The sequence below is a fragment of the Pseudomonas syringae pv. coryli str. NCPPB 4273 genome, from assembly GCF_000972175.1.
GTDB classification, from domain to species: Bacteria; Pseudomonadota; Gammaproteobacteria; order Pseudomonadales; family Pseudomonadaceae; genus Aquipseudomonas; species Aquipseudomonas syringae.
This window is the reverse complement of record NZ_AWQP01000025.1, coordinates 76,750-99,246: the sequence shown is the minus strand read 5'-3', so window position 1 is coordinate 99,246 and position 22,497 is coordinate 76,750. Positions and strand designations below refer to the sequence as shown.

At 50.9% G+C, this 22,497-nt stretch carries 17 protein-coding genes; 10 read left to right on the top strand and 7 right to left on the bottom strand.

The window, feature by feature from the left end:
- Positions 1 to 39: 39 nt before the first annotated feature.
- The 8 genes from P406_RS13030 to rfbA all read left to right on the top strand — a co-directional run bounded on the left by P406_RS13030 (position 40) and on the right by rfbA (position 10,645).
- Positions 40 to 1,356 carry a hypothetical protein gene (locus P406_RS13030; RefSeq protein WP_156174830.1) on the top strand — a complete coding sequence of 439 codons (1,317 nt, stop codon included), beginning with the start codon at positions 40 to 42 and terminating at the stop codon, positions 1,354 to 1,356.
- 92 nt (positions 1,357 to 1,448) lie between these two features.
- Positions 1,449 to 4,091, top strand: coding sequence for a glycoside hydrolase family 99-like domain-containing protein (locus tag P406_RS13025; RefSeq protein WP_046236403.1), 2,643 nt, complete (start codon positions 1,449 to 1,451; stop codon positions 4,089 to 4,091).
- 14 nt (positions 4,092 to 4,105) lie between these two features.
- Positions 4,106 to 5,491 carry a glycosyltransferase family protein gene (locus P406_RS13020; RefSeq protein WP_046236402.1) on the top strand — a complete coding sequence of 462 codons (1,386 nt, stop codon included), beginning with the start codon at positions 4,106 to 4,108 and terminating at the stop codon, positions 5,489 to 5,491.
- A 35-nt stretch (positions 5,492 to 5,526) separates the two neighbouring features.
- Positions 5,527 to 6,693, top strand: coding sequence for a nucleotide sugar dehydrogenase (locus P406_RS13015; protein WP_046236401.1), 1,167 nt, complete (start codon positions 5,527 to 5,529; stop codon positions 6,691 to 6,693).
- Positions 6,694 to 6,716: 23 nt separating this feature from the next.
- Positions 6,717 to 7,712 carry a class I SAM-dependent methyltransferase gene (locus P406_RS13010; protein ID WP_046236400.1) on the top strand — a complete coding sequence of 332 codons (996 nt, stop codon included), beginning with the start codon at positions 6,717 to 6,719 and terminating at the stop codon, positions 7,710 to 7,712.
- 40 nt (positions 7,713 to 7,752) lie between these two features.
- Positions 7,753 to 8,853, top strand: a complete 1,101-nt coding sequence (rfbB, locus tag P406_RS13005; protein ID WP_046236399.1) for a dTDP-glucose 4,6-dehydratase — start codon at positions 7,753 to 7,755, stop codon at positions 8,851 to 8,853.
- Positions 8,850 to 9,755 (top strand): dTDP-4-dehydrorhamnose reductase, encoded by a 906-nt coding sequence (rfbD, locus tag P406_RS13000; protein ID WP_046236398.1) that lies wholly within the window; start codon positions 8,850 to 8,852, stop codon positions 9,753 to 9,755. Before rfbB ends, rfbD begins: the two co-directional genes overlap by 4 nt.
- Positions 9,756 to 9,763: 8 nt before the next feature.
- Entirely contained in the window at positions 9,764 to 10,645 is an 882-nt protein-coding gene (rfbA, locus tag P406_RS12995) for a glucose-1-phosphate thymidylyltransferase RfbA (protein ID WP_046236397.1), read from the top strand.
- A 109-nt stretch (positions 10,646 to 10,754) separates the two neighbouring features.
- Here the strand turns inward: rfbA and P406_RS12990 are convergent, their stop codons facing one another.
- The 7 genes from P406_RS12990 to P406_RS12960 all read right to left on the bottom strand — a co-directional run bounded on the left by P406_RS12990 (position 10,755) and on the right by P406_RS12960 (position 20,022).
- A complete protein-coding gene (locus P406_RS12990; protein ID WP_046236396.1) occupies positions 10,755 to 12,221 on the bottom strand; it encodes a hypothetical protein in 1,467 nt (488 codons plus the stop codon).
- Entirely contained in the window at positions 12,218 to 13,072 is an 855-nt protein-coding gene (locus P406_RS12985) for a polyprenol monophosphomannose synthase (RefSeq protein WP_046236395.1), read from the bottom strand. Before P406_RS12985 ends, P406_RS12990 begins: the two co-directional genes overlap by 4 nt.
- A 9-nt stretch (positions 13,073 to 13,081) precedes the next feature.
- Entirely contained in the window at positions 13,082 to 13,555 is a 474-nt protein-coding gene (locus tag P406_RS12980; RefSeq protein ID WP_225651098.1) for a GtrA family protein, read from the bottom strand.
- A gap of 272 nt (positions 13,556 to 13,827) precedes the next feature.
- Positions 13,828 to 16,353, bottom strand: a complete 2,526-nt coding sequence (locus P406_RS12975; RefSeq protein ID WP_046236394.1) for a glycosyltransferase family 4 protein — start codon at positions 16,351 to 16,353, stop codon at positions 13,828 to 13,830.
- Positions 16,353 to 18,017: a class I SAM-dependent methyltransferase gene (locus tag P406_RS12970; RefSeq protein WP_046236393.1), complete on the bottom strand. Its 1,665-nt coding sequence runs from the start codon at positions 18,015 to 18,017 to the stop codon at positions 16,353 to 16,355. Before P406_RS12970 ends, P406_RS12975 begins: the two co-directional genes overlap by 1 nt.
- Complete coding sequence (locus tag P406_RS12965; protein WP_046236392.1) at positions 18,014 to 19,231, bottom strand: ABC transporter ATP-binding protein; 1,218 nt, start codon at positions 19,229 to 19,231, stop codon at positions 18,014 to 18,016. The genes P406_RS12970 and P406_RS12965 overlap by 4 nt, the downstream gene beginning before the upstream one ends.
- Entirely contained in the window at positions 19,228 to 20,022 is a 795-nt protein-coding gene (locus P406_RS12960; RefSeq protein WP_046236391.1) for an ABC transporter permease, read from the bottom strand. The genes P406_RS12965 and P406_RS12960 overlap by 4 nt, the downstream gene beginning before the upstream one ends.
- A 511-nt stretch (positions 20,023 to 20,533) precedes the next feature.
- Between P406_RS12960 and gmd the strand changes: the two genes are divergently transcribed.
- Both gmd and P406_RS12950 read left to right on the top strand, forming a co-directional pair.
- Positions 20,534 to 21,565, top strand: a complete 1,032-nt coding sequence (gmd, locus tag P406_RS12955) for a GDP-mannose 4,6-dehydratase (protein ID WP_003414986.1) — start codon at positions 20,534 to 20,536, stop codon at positions 21,563 to 21,565.
- Positions 21,565 to 22,461 carry a GDP-mannose 4,6-dehydratase gene (locus P406_RS12950; protein WP_046236390.1) on the top strand — a complete coding sequence of 299 codons (897 nt, stop codon included), beginning with the start codon at positions 21,565 to 21,567 and terminating at the stop codon, positions 22,459 to 22,461. The genes gmd and P406_RS12950 overlap by 1 nt, the downstream gene beginning before the upstream one ends.
- Positions 22,462 to 22,497 lie beyond the last annotated feature (36 nt).

Below are 22,497 nucleotides of genomic sequence, written 5' to 3'. Positions count from 1 at the left end.
TGTCATTTTTAATGAATCTCAAGAATTAATGGCGTAAAAATGAATAACACTTCTGTTTATGGCGGCGCTGGCCCGGAAGTCAGTGCGGGCTTTAGATCCACTCAAGGCGGCCCAGGTTTTGAAAAAAACCAGTCAAGAAAAGAGATGACCATGCTGATCGATTCAGAAATCGAAGCAACCCTGCAGCGGCTGGAAGCATTCAGGTCGGAGCTGAAAAGGGTTACCGCTGAAGAAAAAGAGGAAAATGCATTTCAGCAGCATAGACAGCTCGAGCAGCTTAATGATGTGTTGTCTGAAAACCAGCTTCTTTTAGAAAAGCTTCACGAAGCACAGGAAGCCTACGAGCGACTGATGCAGCGTGATGAACTGAATACGCAAGCTTTGAACCAGCAATCGAGTCGACTCAGGAACGTATTGGAAAAGTTTCCAACCCACTGGGAAGTGGAACGTGTAGAAGTGGAACGCCTAGAGGATGAAGGCTCAGCAGAAGTCGTTCAATGGCACATCCACAACGCTTATCTAGGCGATGAGCTGATTCCTTTAATAAAAATGAAAACCTGCTGTCTTAATGACAACGTGGAGGTTTTTATTCACCGAACTGACAAACAAAATTCAAACTGGATCAGTTGGCCTTATAGCCTGACCGACAAAGACGTTTTTCCTTGCACTCCTATTCAGGGTCATCCATACCAAGGCACAAACTGGCTGCTGAGTTCACTGGGAACGAGCGACTGGAAAAAGCTGAAAGAATTGCTCAAGAGAATGGCAAGTGCTCTTGATAAAGGTGCAGACACATCGGTGTCAAAAAACGTCAACGCTAGTTTACTCGGGAACGGGTTGGCAAAGCTGGTGGAGCGACTGGATAACTGGCCGCTCTCTTTACGCTATGACAAAGTGACATTGACCAACACGATTCAAACTGAACACTACCGATCACTCGGTATTTCATTAAGCAATGTGAGCCTCGGCGAGAAGCATTGGGATAGCCTTGAATACAACTTGGCAACGGTCGACGAGAATGGAGGGTTTGGAGAAAACCCTCGTCTGGAGTTCCCGGAAAGTGCGCGAGATGTCATCGACAATTGGTTTGTCGAGAGTGAAGACGGACGCGGGTTGCGGTTAGAACTGCGTTTTGCCCGCCCACAAGCTATCGATACAAACGTATGGCAGCTTCTTTCAGATGCTGACCAAATACTGATAGCAGCCTTGGTAAGTAATTTATCAGTTCAGCTGGGCAGGCTGGAAAGAGAAGCCGTTAAAAAGTCACTGCGCTGGAAGGAGTGGCAGGAATTAGCTAACGCGGTGAGAGCAATCATGGTTAATAACATGAGAACTCACCGACGTATCGAGGCATGATCTATGGTTTGCGTTCTTTGGCCATACCAAGGTAGCAGAAGAATCGTAGACGCCATATCGTCTAATTAAATCTATTCACAGGCTTGCACTTTATGAAAAATGTCCCGATCCAGTCTTTGATGACTCAAGCAAACCTCGCGATGAGAGAGCATGATTACGACAAGGCCTTAGAGCTCTATACGCTGGCAGTTGAACAAAACCCCTCTATAAGTTCACTTATTGAATTCAACATAAAGCTCGCCAAACAGCGTAGAAACGCAACCGAAATACTCGCTGCTGCGGCAGCTCAGCCCGCTCGCCTTTCACAGCGAGAGTTCATTGAACACGCTGCGCCGGTTGAAATGCCGCCCCTAAGTGAGTCCGCTGGCGCTCCTGTGAAAATCATTGACGACTATACGTGGCAGCTTGATTTTAGCGAGCTACCGACAGAAACAGTCATTACTTTTGAAGCAAAACCAGAAACGGAAAAAGATCTTATAAAAGACCTGGCCCTGGCGATACGCAGCCATAGCAGGGTTGATGATGGCGTCGATTACAGCTACGCAAGTGGAGCCTCTCCAAAAGTAAACTCCTTCGTTTACGAAGCGATAGCAGCTTCGAAACTCTTCGATAAAGCATGGTATGTAAAAACTTATCTGGACGTCGCGCTGAGCGGCATAGACCCCGTCATCCACTATATGAGATACGGCTGGAAAATGGGCCGAGACCCTAGCACCAAATTTTCGACCATCGCTTATTTTGAATTAAATCCAGACGTTTATTCAGCACAAATAAACCCGTTAGAGCATTACATTTTCCAAGGCCTCATGGAAGGCCGAAACTTCAAACGATTCTTGAAAATTGAAGAACTGGGAACTATCGACAACCCTCCGATCAAACGCGGAACCTATAGCTTCATACCGGAGAAAACAGTTAAAACGATTTGCCTTTTTCTTCCTCAATTCCATGCCATACCTGAAAATGACAAATGGTGGGGTAAAGGATTCACTGAGTGGACTAATGTACAACCCGCGAAACCTCAGTTCGAAGGTCATTATCAACCCCATGTCCCTCATGAGGACGTGGGCTACTACAACTTATTGAAACCGGAAACTTTAAAACGCCAAATCCTTCAAGCTAAAGATTACGGCATTGATGGTTTCTGCTTCTATTTCTACTGGTTCGACGGAAAACGTCTGCTTGAAAAGCCTATAGAAATGTTTCATAAGGACAAAAGTCACTCGATGCCTTTTTGCCTTTGCTGGGCCAATGAAAACTGGTCCCGCCGTTGGGACGGTAACGAGTCCGATGTGTTAATGGCACAAAAACACTCTGACCAAGATGACTTGAAGTTCATAAAATACATAAAGAAATATATTTCTGACAAAAGATATATTTGTGTAGACGGTAAACCTTTGGTCGTCGTTTATCGACCAGCCGAACTTCCGGATGCAAAACGAACTGCTAAAATCTGGCGTGATTACTGCCGAAAAGATGGCATAGGCGAAATATACCTTGCCATGACAAACTCTTTTGAAAAATCTCACCCCGATGAGTTTGGCTTTGACGCTGTGGTAGACTTTACACCCAATAGCGCTGGACTTTCGCCCTCGTCTGCATTGTTGGAAAACCTGCCCGATGAATTTGAAGGTGGATTATTCAACTACGAAAACCTGGTCGTTCAAAGCGATAACTACCGAAAAGAAGACTTCACTATATTTAGAGGCGCATGCCCTTCATGGGACAACACCGCACGTAAAAAGAACAAAGGCTATATCTTCCTAAACAGTTCACCTCTGCTCTATCAGAAATGGCTGGACAACTCCATCAAATATGTCAACGAATACAACAAAGGCAGTGGCGAAAACCTGATATTCATCAATGCCTGGAATGAATGGGCAGAAGGTGCTCATTTGGAACCTGACCAGAAATATGGTTACGCTTACTTAGAATCAACTAAAATGTCTTTGGTAAAGGCTGCGGCAGTCAGAGCTGAAAAAATAAAAGAAGACAATAATAAACTGGCTATCGTAATCCATGCATTTTACGTAGACATACTTAAAGAGTTCATTTCAAAAATCCAGGAGAACGCATCCTCCTTAAAAATAAAACTTTACGTTTCGACGCCTCATGAAAACGAGAAAGAAGTAGAAGCACTGTTGAACGATTCAGGCTTACCGTATCTATTGTCTGGCGTTCAAAACCTAGGCCGAGACATACTCCCTTTCATGCACCTCGCACGAATCGTCGCGAAAGATGAATATCCCATCATCTTGAAGTTGCACACTAAACGATCCAAGCATCGCGAAGACGGTGATAAATGGCGTAATGAACTCGTTGATAAGCTAGTGAGTGATGGGGCGTTGTATAAAAATCATCAGGCACTTATCAAGAACCAACGCATCGGCGTTTTGTCGCCTAGCGGACACCTTGTACCCTTGAAAAATCATTGGGGCGGCAACGCTGAAAACTGCGCACGGCTCGCCAACCGCCTGGGCTTCGAGTTTGAAGAAATTATTGACAAGGAATTTCCCGCCGGAACAATGTTCTTTGCTCAAACGAAAGCATTATTGCCGCTGCTAAACCTTGCTATTGATGAGGGTGACTTCGACGAAGAGTTAGGGCAAACAGATGGCACCTTCGCCCACGCCATTGAGCGCATTATCTCGATTAGTAGCCTTGCAGCAGGACTCGAAACGGTCGAACAGGTGAGCAAAAAATCCAAAAAACCATACGCTTTTGCGAAAATTGGTTAAGGAATAAGCAGGTCATGAGTATAAAAATAAAACTGGCTGCTATTGCGAAAGACGAAGGAGCCTATATACCTCAATGGATATACCACCATTTGTTTTTTGGATTTGACGAGATTGAAATTTGGTTAAACAACACCACCGATGTCTCTGACCCGATGCTCACTGTATTAGCGGAGCATTACGGGTCTGACGTGATCAAATTCAGGAACGCAGATGCGTTCCTGAAGCAATGCCTGGAAGAAGATTTGCCGTTTCAACAAAGAGTCTACTCAAAGATTTATTTTGAGACATTACTGGAATCAACGTGTTCTCATATTATGTTTCTTGACCTCGATGAGTTTTGGACTCCAAGAAACTTCAAATCATCGATCAAAGATTACATTCTTGAGTCTGCATCATTTGATGCTATCTCATTCCAATGGGCTATAGACTCACCTGACCGTTTCAAGCACGTTTTTAGCCCACCGTTTTCTAACATTAATATTGTCCAAAAGAACAGGCACCTAAAAACCCTTACCAAACTAACAACGCAAATGGAAGAGCTATCTATACACAACCATCTGATTTATGAAGGGCTCTACCTGCTCGATAATAAAGTTGTGTTCTCTGGAGATGACGAAGAGACTCAAAATAAATCATTAGCTCCACTTGCGTTTTTTGAGGAAACAAAGGCGTCGTTAAATGACGATGCGTTTATTCTTCATCAGATCAACAGATCCTCCCTAGAATACCTGTCATCCTTACTGCGTGGCCGTGGTCATAAAAATGATGACAATGTATTTAAAGCAAATAGAACAGGCTACTTGGCAGATCTGGATTCAGGTCCTGGCATTCCTTTCAAAATTGACGCTCTCTTGCTTGAACACTACGACTCAGGCTTTGAAGACTTCTTGCAAAGAACGGGAATCAGAGCACTGCTTGCAGAGGCCAGGCACTTCATTTTTGAGCGGTTTTACAAAGCGATTGCATTAATTAGGGCCAACCCTGACCTATTGCCCAGATACAGAGAGCAGCTTAAGGGCGTTAAGATAAATGATCTTATTTCTGAAGCTCTAAAAGTGGAGAGTGCTTTTCTTTCGGTTGACGTGCTACTTTTGACTGAGCACAACCGATCTATACACGTCGAAGGATGGACGTTCGACACCCTGTCATGCTCCAAACCGGAGGTTTCAGTTGTTTATAACGGCAGCGCTGACATTCATATACACATAGACTATATTCATCGACTGGATGTTCTGGAACTCTATCCCGACGCTGACAGTGACGCGGGCTTTGTGATGACCCTAACCAAAAGCACATCAGAATCTTTTTATCTGTCAGAAGAGATCAGGCTGCTTTTGACTTATGCATCTACTCACAAAGAAATAATACTTAACCTTAATGACCTACAGACCTCACCGTAGACTCGTCACTCTAGCACTACTAAAACGAGCGTCAGATGAAAATTGCAATTGTCGGAACAGGTTATGTTGGCGTGTCGAATGCCATACTGCTTGCTCAACATAACGAAGTGATCCTTCTGGATGTCCTCAAAGAGAAAGTGGACGCTATAAACTCTCGCCATGCGCCCATGTCAGACCCGGAAGTCAAAGATTACTTATCGTCAAGAATTCTGAATCTACGAGCTACGCTCGTTGATTCGGAGGCCTACTTGGGAGCCGACTACGTCATCATCGCGACGCCTACCGACTATGATGCTGTCACAAATTTTTTTGACACCTCATCGGTTGAATCAGTAATTGCTAATGCACTTCAAATTCACGCTGGCACTACGATAATAATAAAATCGACAGTCCCTGTCGGTTTCACCGAACGCATGCGCATCCAGTTTAATTATAAAAATATAATTTTTTCTCCTGAATTTTTGAGAGAAGGCCGAGCACTCTATGACAACCTTCATCCGTCAAGAATTATTGTGGGTGACCGCTCGGAAAAAGGACAACGCTTTGCTCAGCTCCTACTGGATGGCGCTAAGAAAAAGGACACGCCTGTCCTGCTGACAGAATCAACAGAAGCTGAAGCTATCAAGCTTTTTGCCAACACCTACTTGGCCATGCGCGTAGCTTATTTCAATGAACTGGATACCTATGCCGACATTCACAATCTGCAAACAAAACAAATCATTGAAGGTGTGAGTCTTGATCCGCGCATAGGGGAACACTATCATAATCCTTCATTTGGATACGGAGGGTATTGCCTGCCTAAAGACTCCAAACAGTTATTGGCCAACTATGCTGATGTACCTAATACTCTTGTGCGGGCAATTGTCGAGTCAAATGCCACGCGAAAAGACTATATCGCCAATGCGATTTCGAAACTGAACCCCAAGACGGTCGGCGTTTATCGGCTTATCATGAAGGCAGGATCGGATAACTTTAGAACTTCTTCAATACAAGGCGTCATGAAAAGGCTGATCGCCAAAGGCATTAACGTCATTGTTTATGAACCGGTCCTGGAAGACACAGATTTTTTTGGATCAAAGGTTATTGAGAACCTGAACGATTTCAAGAGAATGTCGGATGTTATCGTTGCCAATCGATTGTCTGCGGACATTATGGATTGCCTGAGCAAGGTATACACCCGAGACTTGTTTGGTGAAGATTGAGTCGCACCAGAGGATTATGTGCCATGAGTGAGCTAAAAAGCCTTCAAGATCTCTATATGTGCCATCAAGGTTTCATTTCAGACAAGTGGAGTCTTTACATTCCAGCCTATTCTCGCTTGTTCAACTCGCTACGGGACAAGCCTCTGGCATTGCTTGAAATTGGCGTGCAGAACGGTGGATCGCTGGACATCTGGAGTCGGTATTTTCCAAAAGCCACTCACATTATAGGCTGTGATATTAATCCGGCCTGCTCCCAGCTTGAATATGCCTCTGGCAACATCAACATTATCATAGGCGATATCAATCAGCCCAACACATTGTCTTCCATTGCTTCACTGTCGAGCGAATTCGATATTATCATTGACGATGGATCCCACCTCAGCTCAGACATCATAAAGTCGTTCAGCAATCTGTTTTCTCGCCTGCGCTACGACGGTATTTATGTCGCGGAAGACCTGCACTGCAGCTACTGGGCTGACTATGAGGGCGGCCTGGATCATCCGACATCTTGCATCAACTTCTTCAAGGCCTTGTCTGACATCATTAACTACGAGCACTGGGGTCTCCCCATCTCACGACTCGAACGGCTTTCTACTTTTTGCATCACAGAGCGTCTTACTGAGGAGCTGTTATCGGAGATCTACTCGGTGGAGTTCATTAACTCTGTGTGCATCGTCCAACGCAAAAAGGCTTCGGAAACTCAGTTGGGGGTTAGAGTGGTCAAAGGTGACAGAGATCTGGTAGTCCCGGTTCAACACCTTGATGGCTCGGTGAGCAAAGCACCGACGCAACGCTCTTATGCTAGGTCCCCAGGCTCAGAGAGTAATTCCGAAGCCGACAGTAAAAACCCTGTCACTGCCGAGTCAAAATATGATAAAAAAGACGTCGATTTTGCAGACGAAACAGCACTTATTTTCGCCCTCGAAGCCGAAAAACTGCAATTGAGCGAGCGGCTTCAATCCATTGAAACACAGTTAGCGGGTATTAACGACGCACGACTCAAGAGCGGCTTGGTTTAACGCGCAGCCTTTGATCAAACACTAATTCAAGAGACTCTCAATGATCCTAGTCACAGGCGGAGCCGGCTTCATCGGCTCGAATTTCGTTCTGCAGTGGTGCGCTCGTAATGGCGAGCCGGTATTGAACCTCGATGCGCTGACCTACGCTGGCAATCTGGCCAACCTGCAGTCGCTGGAAGGCAACGAGCAGCATCGTTTCGTTCACGGCAATATTGGTGATGCTGCATTGCTGGAGCGGCTGTTTGCCGAGCATCGCCCGCGCGCGGTGGTGCATTTCGCTGCAGAATCGCATGTGGATCGTTCGATTACCGGTCCCGAAGCCTTCGTCGAGACCAATGTGATGGGTACGTTCCGTTTGCTCGAAGCGGCTCGTGCGTACTGGAACGGTCTGGAGGCGGCTGACAAGGCTGCGTTCCGCTTCCTGCACGTGTCTACCGACGAGGTCTATGGCACGCTGGGCGCGAACGATCCGGCTTTTACCGAGACCACGCCGTATCAGCCGAACAGCCCTTATTCGGCCAGCAAGGCTGCCAGTGATCACTTGGTACGTTCCTACCATCACACCTATGGCCTGCCGGTACTGACCACCAACTGTTCAAACAACTACGGGCCTTTCCACTTTCCGGAAAAGCTGATCCCGCTGATGATCGTCAACGCATTGGCCGGCAAGGCGCTGCCGGTCTACGGTGATGGCCAGCAGATCCGCGACTGGTTGTACGTCGAAGATCATTGCTCAGGTATTCGCCGTGTTCTGGAAGCCGGTGCGCTGGGCGAGACTTACAATATCGGTGGCTGGAACGAGAAGGCCAATATCGATATCGTGCAGACCCTGTGTACTCTGCTCGATGAACTGGCTCCGGCCGCCGCACGTCAGGTCATCAATCAGAAGACCGGTCAGCCGGTCAGCACTTATGCAGAGCTGATCACTTATGTCACCGATCGCCCGGGCCATGACCGCCGCTACGCGATCGATGCGCGCAAGATTGAACGCGAGCTGGGCTGGAAGCCTGCAGAAACCTTTGAGACCGGTATTCGCAAGACGGTGGAATGGTATCTGACCAATCAGAAATGGGTGAGTGGTGTCATGGACGGAAGTTACCGTGACTGGATCGTGCAACAGTATGAGGTCAGCGACGCATGAAGATTCTGCTGCTGGGCAAGAATGGGCAGGTTGGCTGGGAGCTGCAGCGCGCTCTGGCACCGCTGGGCGAGGTGATTGCGCTGGATCGTCAGGGTGCCGATGGCCTGTGCGGTGATCTGGCCGATCTGGAACGCCTGGCCGCCACGGTTCGTGCGCTGGCGCCTGATGTGATCGTCAATGCAGCGGCCTATACGGCCGTGGACAAGGCCGAGAGCGAGCCGGATCTGGCAATGTTGATCAATGGCGAAGCTCCGGGCGTTTTGGCTAGCGAGGCTGCCGCACTGGGCGCATGGCTGATTCACTACTCGACTGATTATGTGTTTGATGGCAGTGGTGAAGAACAATGGCAGGAAAGCGCGCCAACCGGTCCGTTGTCGGTCTATGGCCGTAGCAAGCTGATGGGCGAGCAGGCGATTCAGGCCAGTGGTGCCAAGGCATTGATACTGCGCACCAGTTGGGTGTATGCGGCGCGCGGCCACAACTTTGCCAAGACCATGCTGCGCCTGGCCGCCGAACGCGACTCGTTGAACGTGGTAGCGGACCAATATGGCGCCCCCACCGGTGCCGAACTGATCGCCGACGTCACTGCGCAGATTCTGCATCGAGTGCGCGCTGATCAGAACCCGGCAGCCTTGGCAGGTATCTATCACCTGGCTGCTGCTGGTGAGACGTCATGGTACGGCTTTGCACAGTTCGTTCTGGAACACGCCGCACGTAATGGCGTGGCATTGAAGGTAGCACCCGACCAGATCGGCGCCATCCCCACAGAAGCGTATCCAGTGCCTGCACCGCGCCCGCGCAATTCGCGGCTGGCTTTGAGTAAACTCGAAACTGCTTTTCAATTGAAGATGCCGTCTTGGCAACAAGGCGCACAACGCATGCTGGACGAAATCCAGCGCTAAGGACTCTCATGGCTCGTAAAGGAATCATTCTGGCTGGTGGATCGGGTACCCGTTTGCACCCGGCCACGCTCTCTGTCTCCAAACAGTTGTTGCCGGTGTACGACAAGCCGATGATCTACTACCCGCTGTGCACGCTGTTGCTGGCCGGGATCCGCGACATTCTGATCATCTCCACACCGCAGGACACGCCGCGCTTCTCGCAGTTGCTGGGCGACGGCAGCCAGTGGGGCCTGAACCTCAGCTATGCAGTTCAGCCTAGCCCGGACGGCCTGGCTCAGGCGTTCACCATCGGCGCGGACTTCATCGGCAACGATGCATCGGCACTGGTATTGGGCGACAACATTTTCTACGGGCACGACTTCCAGTCGCTGCTGCTCAATGCCAGCAACCGTGAGTCGGGCGCCTCGGTCTTCGCATATCACGTGCAGGACCCCGAGCGTTATGGCGTAGCCGAATTCGATGCCAGCGGCCGAGTGCTGTCGCTGGAAGAGAAGCCGCAGGTAGCCAAGTCGAACTATGCCGTCACCGGCTTGTACTTCTACGACAATCAGGTGGTCGATCTGGCCCGTCAGTTGAAGCCCTCCGCACGCGGCGAGCTGGAGATCACCGATCTCAACACGCTGTACTTGGAGCAGAAGCAACTGCACGTCGAGATCATGGGTCGTGGCTATGCCTGGCTGGACACAGGTACGCATGACAGCCTGCTGGAGGCCGGCCAGTACATCGCCACTTTGGAAAAACGCCAGGGTCTGAAAGTCGCCTGTCCGGAAGAGATCTGCTATCGCGCGGGCTGGATTGATGCCGCTCAGCTTGAAAAGCTTGCGCAGCCGTTGATCAAGAATGGCTACGGCCAGTATTTGAAGAATGTGCTGAAGGAAAAGGTCTTCTGATCTGAATCTGGCGGTTCGAGATGCCAGATCGATAAAGGGCGCGATACCGTTTTTAACGGTATCGCGCCCTTTCGCTGTTTAGCGCTGCTGACAGGAGCTACATCTGGAGTCAGTTGACTTCAAGCACCATTTTGAGCAGTTTTTTCTCACCTACAACGATAGGCTCGGCCTTCTTGACAACCAGTTGGTTATCACCTGTGACACCGAAGTTACCAACGATTTCGTTTACGCAAAGCTCAGTGGTGTCGAAGAAGCAAAGCGCCGTAAATTCGCCCTTGCCCTTTGTCGTTGCCAGGAAGTCATCTCTGAGGACTCCGCCACGAAACGCAGCGCCATAGACGGGCAAATCAGGCTGCAGATGCTTGGTTTCGAATACAGCGGGCCAGACGTCCCAGAAAGCACCAGCAATGACCTCGGCTTTTTCTTCCACAGCCACATTGGCCACGGCACTGGAATTGGAGCGCCATGGTGCACCAACCAGCTCTTTATAAGTCGCTGTGAAACCACCCAGAGGAAAAAATACACAGTACACCAGTGCAAGCCCCGGGATGAGCAGTGCGTACTTGTACCGACCCAGCATGAGTGTACGGGTGATGACAAAACCGAACACACTGGCGATGATGAGTTCGCTGGTCAGGAAATAACGTATGTTATGTAGGTTCATTTGAACCCATAGTGTGTTGGCCAACAGTACAACGATGGCCAACGCTACGCACAACACGCCGCTTAATTCAAGAAACTTTTTCTCTGCCGATATCTGATAACAAACGAATGTGATAGCGAGGAACAGCAGAAATGCGCCAAGTTTAAGATTCTGATAAATGACATGCAGGGCATCAATAACGGCCTGAAGCGATATCAAAAGACCTAGCTCAGTAGGTGCCACGCCATAGGTCTGGCTATGATAGCGCGCGATCAGAACCGCCAGGCAATTGATGACAAAAAAGGAAAGGTATCGTTCCCAGGAAGGCCACCTCAAGACGCCAAGCAGAAAGATCGCCGGGATCGCGTAGGTCAGTAACGCATAGTTAGTGGCGTAAGCGACACTGCACACAAACAACGCAATGGCAGCAATCACAGGCTTTGGTAGTTTTGAGTAGGTCAGTGCGTAAGCGAAGGCCAGCATGACCAGCGATGTACCGAACGTATTGTGCTGAACATAGAAATTGAAATGAGCGTATTGGCTCAGGCAAGCCAGCAATATGACGTTGGTAATTGCAATTGCGACCAACAGAAACTTCGGGCTTCTGTTGAAGAAGATCAATATGCCCAACGGGGACAGATACGCGAACAGGCTTCGAAAAAAAACCTGCACCCTCAAATTGGTCTCCACATCTGTAAATGGCGAGGCCAGTGCGGGTATGAAATTCAGCAGGCGGTCCTGGCCCCAGAAATACCAGGTCAACTTCTGGGTCGACATCAGCGAGGTCAGGATCCCATCGCCATCCTGAAACCCGGCTAACGCCTGGGTAAGCGGGAATATCGCACCCGCAATTACACCAGACATCACTATAAGCAGAACACCTAGCAGCAGCTTGCGACGCTCATCACTATCACTGGTCGAAGTGCCTGTCATACGCTTTTCGCACCATGCTGACGGTTACCGCAGCTCAAACAAACGTCATCCTTGATGCCTTTTGCGCTCGGCTGATCTACTTTGATCAGCGAGAATTCACATTGGCATTTCTCGCATTTCATTATCACGTTGTTCACCGCAGGAGAAATCTTGGTGAAATGACTGATTGCCGTCAGCCTGAGCAAATTAGCGATGCCGCGGAAGATTTCCAGTGGAGGAATCTTCGATACACCAGCATTGCGCTCATGGAAGTGGATCGGACGTTCGGATAGTTTCAGGCCATGTCGGTAAGCCTGAACAATCACCGCGAGGAAGAATGAGTAGCCGCCCACGACCAGTGTATCGAAGTCGATTGCATTCAACCGGCTGACGCGAAACGCGCGAAAAGAGGTAGTAAACTCGGTCAGCTTGATGCCAAGCAACAGCCTGGCGGCTTTGTTTGCTGCCTGACTGACACGCAGACGATATCCGGTGTAATCGCACTTTCCGCCTTCAGCGTAACGAGAGCCGATGACCAGATCTGTCGTGGCATCCAGAGCACCAATCAGCTTCGGGATGTCGGCGGGATCGTGGGAGTGGTCGCCATCCATGGTGACCAGAATGTCGTATGAATGAAAAATCGCATACTTCCACGCCAGAAGGTGGGCAGTACCCAACCCCAGTTTTCCTGGACGCACGATCACTTTCAGGCTTGGCCTGGCCAAGGTGGCCAGAATATCGAGGGTGCCGTCCTTGCTGCTGTCATCGACCACGAGGATGTCCGCATCGGGTGCGGCAGCGGTGATCCGCTCAATCATGGACGTTACGTTGCCTGCCTCGTTATAGGTGGCAAAAAAAATCAATTTTTTCATTATTTTTGCTTAATTCTGTTCAATTGGCTTGGGTTTTGGAGACAGCATTTTCCAAACGAAGTTATAGGACATGAAATAATTCCAGAGCGAACCCACCACGATGCCACACAGCGCGGAAATCATAGGCATCTGTATCCGGTCGTAGACCTCTCCAGAAATCAGCAAGCTCAAACCCAGCCCAAGAGAAGTGATCGTCAGATAGATCAAATACCCGGCAATGATTCGCTTGCCGGCCAGGCTTGTCTCACGATAGGTCGACTTGTTGTTCATCAGATAGTTGAAGCTGGCAGCAACGATCATCGCGCCCGCGTTGGCGTACCGGAAGCTGTCCGTCGAGGTCAGCATGAGTGTTTTGAGAACACTCATGTGTACCAGAACGCCAAGTGATCCAACGATCAGGAATGAGATGAGTGATAAGGGAAATATCCCTCGGGTAAGTCTGTAAGCGAGGTTGGCGATTCTTCGTATTAAATTAGGTATCACGCTGTTCACTACCGTATTGAAGGTTTTGACGCTGACAAACGCTGATTAACGCGCAGAAATCGCCCAAAAAATAGGCCGGAATGATAGGGTTTTTAGGCCTATCTAGCAAGTAACACGGCGTTACAACCAGACCAAACGACAACACACGCCACCTCGTACAAGGTCCCGATGAACGCCTACGAGTAAGCACCACGACCTAAATCTCACACCGCTTTCAGGCCACAGGACTGCTCCTGCAGCACATGATCAGAGCTTGAGCCAAGAAGGGCGCGTCAAAAAGCGTACTTTTCTATCTCGCCAATGAGCTGTTGCGCGCTACCTTTCCAGGTAAGCCAAGGCATCTCGCCAGACTGTGGGTGTTGCTTCTGCTCGAAAAGAATCAGCCACTCAGTCAGGCTATCGGCGACGTCCTGCGCAATCGCGCCATTGAAATACCAGGCAAACTCACCCGCCACCTCGCGAAATACAGGCAAGTCTCTTGCAATGATCGGCAGTTTGTATTGCGCTGCTTCAATCAATGGCAGACCAAAGCCTTCACCGTAGGAAGCTGCTATCAGGCAATCGGAATGGTTATAGAGATGCTCGAGATACTCGTCACTTACCCCATCCAGCCACAGCAATTGCTTGCCCAGTTGCTCATGGCTCATCAGCCGCGCCGCCAGATCATCCACCAGCCAGCCGTGCTTGCCAACGATGATCAGATTCGCCTTGACACCTGACGCCCACAGCAGCTCGAACGCGTCCAGCGTCTGCGCATGCCCCTTACGGGGTTCAAGTGTGCCTACCATGAGAAAGTTCGGGAACGGCTCAAGCGACTCGATGCGAAGAGCAGGATTTTCCGGAAAGCCGGTGGACGGCATTGACTGGTCGATATCTGCGCCTAGATGAAAAGCACCTATGCGGAAAGGGCGAGTACGCGGGGGAGCATTGTGCTCCAGCCACTGGCGCATTTCGTCTGCAACCGCATGAGATATACACATCGCGCCATCGTACTGGGCAACTGCGTGAATCCACTTCACGTAATGCGCCTGCAGACTGTCAACAAAACAGTGCGGCAGTTGAAGAATCAGAAGATCGTAGACAACGAAGAAGATGTTGACCCCATGGGCCTGCATCGTATCCAGATAAGTCTGCTTATGTGGCAGAACATCCATCAACAGATCGAGGCAAAGGTAGGTATCACCCGCACGGTAGCTGATGACTTCGTCCTCTTCTGCTTCACTGGCCTCCTTACCCAGAAACAACGTCGTGAACTGCGCTGCATACCGGTAAAAAGGCTCACCTGCCTTCGTATAAATCGGCTTGACAACATAGCCCTCAGGAGCGTGGTTCAGCCATTCGGCCAGGATGCTGCGTACAACTCGCTGTATTCCGCTCTTGCCGTCATGTTTGCACAATTCCGAGATATCAACGAACAGCGTTGGTTTATCTGCAGGGCCCTGCAAAGAAAAATCAATGGCTTTGGCAAGGCGCGGGATATCCAGATCTCCAGAGCCCAAGTGCCCTGTTGCGGCCAATGCGTCAACCAGAGCCAATGCACTATCTTTTTCCGGAGATATTCTGTCAGCCGAACGTCTGAAATTGGCCAGAGCCTGTTCGAATGCCTGGACCGAGGCAATGCCAGTGCGACCCCATGAGAACTTCTCGGCACGCTGCAGACCATGGCTGACAAGGGTATTTCGGAACGAGTCATCGTTGAGTACGGTACGGATTTTCTCGGCAATCGCCTTAACGTCGAACGGATCAAACGTCGCGTCATGCCAACCGATGACCTCTGGCACGCTAGAGGTATTGGCACCTATTACCGGCGCACCACACTTCATCGCCTCGAGCGGTGGCAAACCAAAACCTTCATGCCAAGAAGGAAATACGTACACCTGACATGAACTATATAATGCCACCAGCTCAGCGTCAGTGACATAGCCTGTTAGCACGACATCACTTGGACCCAGGCCAAGCTCTTCGGCGAGTGCCAGATAAGTGTTTACATGGAAATCCGGCATTTTTCCCGCAAAGACTAACTGAATGTCGCTCTGCTCCGTCTTGATCATTGAAAACGCTCTGATCAATTGTGGCAGGTTCTTGCGCTCGTCAGCTCCGCCGGAATAAAGCACGAACCTCTCTCGCAGTCCGAACTTTTTTTCAAGATCAGCGCGTTCATCAATACTCAAGGTAACCGGTTGAAAAACATCGTCTGCGGCTGTCGATACATTGACGATCTTAGAGTTATCAAGCGGCAGCAGAGACAGCGCCTCTTCCTTCGCAAACTCCGAAATAGAAAGCAGAAGACCGTAGTGTTTGAAGTCCTCAACCTTGTTCAGATAATGCTTTTTGTAGACGGGATTATTGTCTAAGTATTTCTCCGGACTAACAAAGGGGATCAGATCATACAGTGTCGAGCTGACCAACGATGTCGTGTCCAGGAGAGGGCTGCCAATGACCGCATCGTCGCCATACCCTTCGACCGCGCTAGTGACATGCACTACATCCGGCTTCAAGTCGCTGATGCAGGCTTGCCGAATCCGCTGCGCCACATCCCTCCTGACAACATTGGCCGGATCCATATCAGATACCGGCCCTTGGGCATACCATACACGTATATGACTCTGCGGCAGCAAGCCGACAAACGCTGCGCGGATGCTTTCAATACTTTCGCTAAGCATGCCGTTGAGGACCAGATAAACCTCGTGATCACCACGATTGCGCACAATGCCCATCGCCAGAGAAAGACTATAACGACCAATACCGCGGAACCGGCTTTCTGTTTGTGCGCCCTGCATGTCAATTACGATGCGCATTATTTTTGCCCTCTAATCATAGCTTCCCTGAGGGCATTCTCGATGGTGCGGCCTCGCTGGGTCAGTGGTGCGTGATCAATCACGCCGTGCGGTGGATCGCTGATAATGGTTTCAGGTGCCGGGTTCACAGTCGCCTGATGCATTCCGCTCAGCTTGGCGTGAAGCCAAGGACTCGACTTCAAAACCGCGAGGACTGGACGTTCGATTGCGGGTCTACGTGCCAGCCACAGCCGCGCATGTGGAACGGTGCGACGTAATGCCTGGCCGAGCGTAGGACGACTGCGGCGGAACGGCCAGTAAATGCAGCGCGCGATGAACCGCAGCGGTGCAGTAAGGCGCCAGGACGTGCTCCGGTGCACCGCATTCAACTGCTGCTCATAGGCTGTAGCGCGCAACCACCAGTGATGTGCATTGCCCAGCGACGCATTCAAACGTGCATTCAAATCGTCAAGTTGCGCTTGCGCCTGAGCCTGCTCTGCCTGTCCATCAGTTAAAGAATCCCGAGTCAGGAGTTCAATCCTGGTCTGGAGCTGCCCTATGGTGGCCAAGGCTTCATCAATACGATCCTCTGCCTGCTTTACATGATGGAGCGTGTCTTCCTGCAACAACTGCACAGTGTGGTAGCGCGACTCCGCAAGATCAGCGCGCAAGCCGATCTCTCGCAACTGCGCGTCCATGTACGTATAACTCTCTTGAAGTTGGGTATTCATGCGCTCATGAAGCTCTTGCAGTTGAGCATCCATTCGTGCGTGATTTATATCAGTACGTCCTCCAAGCTCATGAACGACAACTTCCAATTGCTCGCTGTGCTGCACGGCATGTTCAGTGTCCTGCTTGGCTTGCTCGCTACGAAGCGTTAGCTGTTCTAAAAGAGCTTCCACGTTCTGATTACGCTGCTCAATCTCTTGGAGTCGATTCAAGGCCTGTTCATCATATCGCTTGGCAAGCGTATCGAGCGCAAGGCCGTAGTCCGTCGAAAACGCACTGTCAAAAAGCTCGAGCTGTTCAGCTGATGCCATTTTTTGAGCGACAATCGCATAATCCGGACTAGCCCCGCCCAAAACATCCATCAGATCAACGGGACCGCCATTTGCCAATACCGAAGGTTCATGAAGGCGCATCAGCTTCGATCGACTGAACCCGGAGAATTCGATCAGAAAATCCAGTAACAAGTGCGGAATCGGGCGTTCATGAGTCGGATCAAGATAGAAATTGTGTGTACCTACTACCAGATTCTCTGCGTTGGGCGTCTCGAGAATCAGTAGACCTGCCGGCTTCAATACTCGTAGTGCTTCTGTGACCAGGACTTTCAGATCCTTGAAGGGTATGTGCTCTGCAATGTGAAAGCCTGAAACAAGTGCCTGGCTTTCGTTGGGCAGTTTTTTCAGCGAACTGAGTGCATCACCCAGTTCAACGGGCAAACCGCGCTCGGTACACGCGTCGAGCATACCTTTATCCATATCTATACCGAGCGGAGCGAAACCGGTCTGAATCAAGATTTCGAGCCATTCTCCGCGACCACAGCCAAGATCCACAGCCTTGGACTCTGGATACAATCGTTCCAGAGGCTGAATGAACGGAAAGTATGCCTGCTGCCGCTCGTGAATCAACTCACGGGAACCACGATGGCGGTCCTCAAAGGCGCGATAGAAAGGAAGGGTCATCGATTGCACTCCACAACAGGCGGCAGCCAGGCCAGTCCTACAAACTCGCTTTGCGAAATATTGACTACGTTAAACACGAGCGTCAGATCTACCCATTCATAGTTGCGTGATAAATGACTGTCCGTTGTATGAAGCGCTACCGCAATCGAGTAAGAGCCCGGACCGAGGTTGGCCGCAAAGCTGAACACATAGTCCAACGACTCGCCTGCCTGTAGATCGACAACCTTGCACCCCATATGGTGAGTGTTGGTGCCGTACACTGGCTGCCCAAGACGGTCCTTGATCAAGTACCCCACCACCAGCTCGGGGATTGCGCTATTCACTTGAGCGTTAATACGCAATGAAACCGGCTCACCAACAGACACATATTCAATGCGTTCGCCCGCAGCGTTATGCAAAGTAACGGGGCCTATTGTGGCCTCGCCGCTACCTGACCGCGTCTGCACAACACCCTCCTCCAGCTCTCGAGTCTGCACGGTGGCGTTTTCTTTTTCAGCGATCAAAGCATTGTAAAAGTCCATGACCTCTTCGGGCTTGCCATCCTTGATGACGGTGCCTTTTTCAAGAAGGATCGCTCGATTACACAATGCCTGAATGGACCCACGGTCGTGCGACACGATCAACAGGGTTGTGCCTTGCTTTTGAAACTCGCGTATGCGGTCAAAGCTTTTGTGCTGAAAATAACTGTCACCTACCGACAAGGCCTCGTCGACAATAAGGATCTCAGGCCTGATGGCAGTAGCGACGGCAAATGCCACACGCATCTGCATACCACTCGAATAGGTGCGCACCGGCTCATCGAAATAGCTTCCGATCTCCGCAAAGGCTTCAATCTCGCTGATAACGGTATCTATCTGGTCGGCATTGAAGCCCATGAGGCCTGCCGCATGATACACATTCTGACGGCCAGTCAGATCAGGGGTAAAACCCATTCCCAGCTCAAGAATCGCAGCGATGCGTCCATTGACCTGCACATTGCCTTCAGTCGGCTGCAGGGTGCCAGTTATCATTTTCAACAGTGTCGACTTGCCCGCGCCGTTCTGTCCGACAATGCCTATAGCCTCACCCGGGTGAATCGAAAAGCTTATATGTTTGAGAACCCAATGTTCCTCTTTGGGCTTGGTACTCAGCCCAAACCAGCGAGCGATACGCTGAAACTCGGAGGCATAGACGCGATAGGCCTTACCCAGATTATTGACACTTAGCAGGCTCATAGTACATCCACCATTTCCGGCGCCGCCCGGCGAAACATGAAGAGGCCCAACAGCATCAACCCAACAGCAACAGAGGCAGTGACGGCCATACTTTGCAGATCAGGCGCTCGCGCATAAACCAGAACATCGTGATAGGCGCTTACGATCGGAAACATGGGATTGATGCCCATGACACTCTTGAATTGCTCAGGGATGATGTTGAGCGGGTAGACAATCGGGGTAAACCAGAACCATACCTGCAGCAGAATGGGAATGACCTGGCCAACGTCGCGTATGAATACGTTCAAGACGCCCAGAATCAACCCCAGCCCTACGGCCAGCGCAGTAATCACGATAGTCAGCGGGATCAGCCACAACATTTGCCAGTGCGGCCATTGTCCCAACGCTGCGAAGACCAGCAAGATGGCGGCAAACAGCAGTACGTAGTTGAGCAGGCATGAACCCGCGACAATCACCGGCAATGTAATACGCGGAAAGCGCATCTTTTTCATCAGGTTGCCCTGATCGATGAACAGCGTCAGGCAACGACCGATGATCTCAGAAAAATAGCTCCAGGCCAGCATACCGGCCATCAGGTAGACCGCGTAGGCATACTTGTTGTCGATGCCAGGTAGTTTGGCAGCCAGAACGTTGGAGAGAACCAGCGCGTAGATCGCAACCTGTGCCAGCGGGTTGATAATCATCCACAGGCCACCCAGGCGGCTACGGGAGAATCGTGCGGAAAACTCATTGCGTATAGATGAAAAGACGAATCCCCGGTAACCCCAAAGGCTTCTGAACAGCTCCAACATTGATGACTCCTGAAAAGGGTGAAGTCGTGCTTACCCTGAGTGTTTCCGTTTCGCGCAACGTTACTCAAGGCCTCAATCGAGGCTCGCCCTGTGAGAGGCATACGAAGCCACGATACGTAAAAAGCAGAAAAGGTTTCTGGGGGCGCACTATATCGCCTTCGCTGGAATAGTCACCGTCTAGTCTACAAATCCCCGCTTTATAGCTGAATTGTTCATGAAGCCCAGCCGGGTCTGACGGTGGAAAACATCGAAAAATCAGCTATTTTCTGGCAAGCCAGCGCCCGTTTGAAAAATGACGGAGATTGAAGACTCCCAATGATGCCTCATGGCCATAGCGATTGCACCGCCAGACACTCAGGATCGCGGATCACTCACTCTTGAAAGCTAAGGATCTATGGGTGAAACAGTCGTATATAGGCTTTCTAACCTGTATCATTGCACACCAGACATACAGTACAAGCCTCGATAATAATCCGGGGCCCCGTTCTTCGATGGAGTTAAAAGACATAGCATGAAAGCAATCATTACCGGCATTACTGGTCAAGACGGCGCTTACCTGGCTGAGCTGCTGCTCGAAAAAGGCTATACCGTTTACGGCACCTATCGCCGTACCAGCTCCGTCAATTTCTGGCGTATAGAAGAGCTCGGGATCCAGAACAACCCTAATCTGCATCTCGTCGAGTATGACCTGACTGACCTGTCTGCCAGCATTCGCTTGCTGCAAACCACGGGCGCTACCGAGGTCTACAACCTCGCGGCACAAAGCTTCGTGGGCGTGTCGTTCGAACAGCCGTTGACCACTGCCGAAATCACCGGCATCGGCGCAGTCAACCTGCTGGAAGCCATCCGCATCGTCAACACCAAGATCCGTTTCTACCAGGCGTCGACTTCCGAGATGTTCGGCAAGGTCCAGGCCATCCCGCAAGTAGAAAGCACTCCTTTCTACCCGCGCAGCCCGTATGGCGTCGCCAAGCTCTACGCGCACTGGATGACCATCAACTACCGTGAGTCGTACGACATCTTTGCCACCAGCGGCATTCTGTTCAACCACGAGTCGCCACTGCGTGGCCGTGAGTTCGTGACCCGCAAGATCACCGATTCGGTTGCCAAGATCAAACTGGGCCTGATCGAGTCGTTCGAACTGGGCAACATGGACGCCAAGCGCGACTGGGGTTTTGCCAAGGAATACGTCGAAGGCATGTGGCGCATGCTGCAGGCTGATGAGCCGGACACCTTTGTCCTGGCCACCAACCGCACTGAAACCGTACGCGACTTCGTGAGCATGGCATTCAAGGCCACTGGCGTGACCATCAAGTGGGAAGGCGAAGCCGAGTCGGAAAAAGGCATTTGCGCAGACACTGGCAAGGTACTGGTTTCGGTCAATCCGAAGTTCTACCGCCCAACCGAAGTCGAGCTGCTGATCGGTAACCCTGCAAAAGCCAAGGAAGTCCTGGGCTGGGAACCGAAGACCAATCTGGAAGAGCTGTGCCGCATGATGGTCGAAGCGGATCTGCGTCGTAATGAAAAAGGCTTTTCGTTCTGATGAGTATTGCCGGCAAGCGCGCATTGATCACCGGAATCAACGGCTTTACAGGCCGTTTCATGGCGAACGAGCTTGCCGCCCAGGGCTGTGAAGTCCTTGGCGTAGGCAGTCAGCCTTCGGACAGTCCCGGCTACTACCAGGTGGATCTGGCAGACGTGGCAGGTCTTCGCAAGCTGCTGGCAGACACTCAGCCGGATATCGTCGTGCACCTCGCAGCATTGGCGTTCGTCGGGCATGGGGCAGCGGATGCTTTCTATCAGGTCAACCTGATCGGCACCCGCAACCTGCTCGAAGCGATCGATGCCTGCGGCAAGGTGCCTGACTGTGTGTTGCTGGCGAGCAGCGCCAATGTCTACGGCAATGCTTCATCCGGCATGCTGGATGAAACGACTCCGCCCGCACCGGCCAACGACTACGCCGTGAGCAAACTGGCGATGGAATACATGGCGAGCCTCTGGCAAACCAGGTTGCCCATCGTCATCGCCAGGCCGTTCAACTACACCGGCGTCGGGCAGGCAGAGAACTTTCTGCTGCCCAAGATCGTTTCACACTTCGCACGCAAGGCCAGCACCATCGAGCTGGGCAACCTTGATGTGTGGCGTGATTTCAGCGACGTGCGCGCTGTTGTCAGCGCCTACCGCGGTCTGCTGGAAGCATGCCCGGTCGGGCAGACGATCAACGTCAGCTCTGGAGTGACCCACTCGCTGCGCGAAGTGATCGACATGTGCCGGGACATCACTGGCCAGGATATCGACGTTCAGGTGAACCCTGCGTTTGTCCGGGCCAATGAGGTCAAGACCTTGTGCGGCAACAACGCTCGCCTGCGCGCGTTGGTCCACGACTGGGAGACCCCGCCGCTTCGGGAAACCCTGAGCTGGATGTTGCCCTCAGCTTGATTGGTGGGCAGTTACAAAATAAGGCCTGTCTACCTG

Bases quoted from the DNA above. Each gene is read 5' to 3' on its own strand.
- P406_RS13030 (WP_156174830.1), top strand. From the start codon at position 40: ATGAATAACACTTCTGTTTATGGCGGCGCTGGCCCGGAAGTCAGTGCG.
- P406_RS13025 (WP_046236403.1), top strand. From the start codon at position 1,449: ATGAAAAATGTCCCGATCCAGTCTTTGATGACTCAAGCAAACCTCGCG.
- P406_RS13020 (WP_046236402.1), top strand. From the start codon at position 4,106: ATGAGTATAAAAATAAAACTGGCTGCTATTGCGAAAGACGAAGGAGCC.
- P406_RS13015 (WP_046236401.1), top strand. From the start codon at position 5,527: ATGAAAATTGCAATTGTCGGAACAGGTTATGTTGGCGTGTCGAATGCC.
- P406_RS13010 (WP_046236400.1), top strand. From the start codon at position 6,717: ATGAGTGAGCTAAAAAGCCTTCAAGATCTCTATATGTGCCATCAAGGT.
- rfbB (WP_046236399.1), top strand. From the start codon at position 7,753: ATGATCCTAGTCACAGGCGGAGCCGGCTTCATCGGCTCGAATTTCGTT.
- rfbD (WP_046236398.1), top strand. From the start codon at position 8,850: ATGAAGATTCTGCTGCTGGGCAAGAATGGGCAGGTTGGCTGGGAGCTG.
- rfbA (WP_046236397.1), top strand. From the start codon at position 9,764: ATGGCTCGTAAAGGAATCATTCTGGCTGGTGGATCGGGTACCCGTTTG.
- P406_RS12990 (WP_046236396.1), bottom strand. From the start codon at position 12,221: ATGACAGGCACTTCGACCAGTGATAGTGATGAGCGTCGCAAGCTGCTG.
- P406_RS12985 (WP_046236395.1), bottom strand. From the start codon at position 13,072: ATGAAAAAATTGATTTTTTTTGCCACCTATAACGAGGCAGGCAACGTA.
- P406_RS12975 (WP_046236394.1), bottom strand. From the start codon at position 16,353: ATGCGCATCGTAATTGACATGCAGGGCGCACAAACAGAAAGCCGGTTC.
- P406_RS12970 (WP_046236393.1), bottom strand. From the start codon at position 18,017: ATGACCCTTCCTTTCTATCGCGCCTTTGAGGACCGCCATCGTGGTTCC.
- P406_RS12965 (WP_046236392.1), bottom strand. From the start codon at position 19,231: ATGAGCCTGCTAAGTGTCAATAATCTGGGTAAGGCCTATCGCGTCTAT.
- P406_RS12960 (WP_046236391.1), bottom strand. From the start codon at position 20,022: ATGTTGGAGCTGTTCAGAAGCCTTTGGGGTTACCGGGGATTCGTCTTT.
- gmd (WP_003414986.1), top strand. From the start codon at position 20,534: ATGAAAGCAATCATTACCGGCATTACTGGTCAAGACGGCGCTTACCTG.
- P406_RS12950 (WP_046236390.1), top strand. From the start codon at position 21,565: ATGAGTATTGCCGGCAAGCGCGCATTGATCACCGGAATCAACGGCTTT.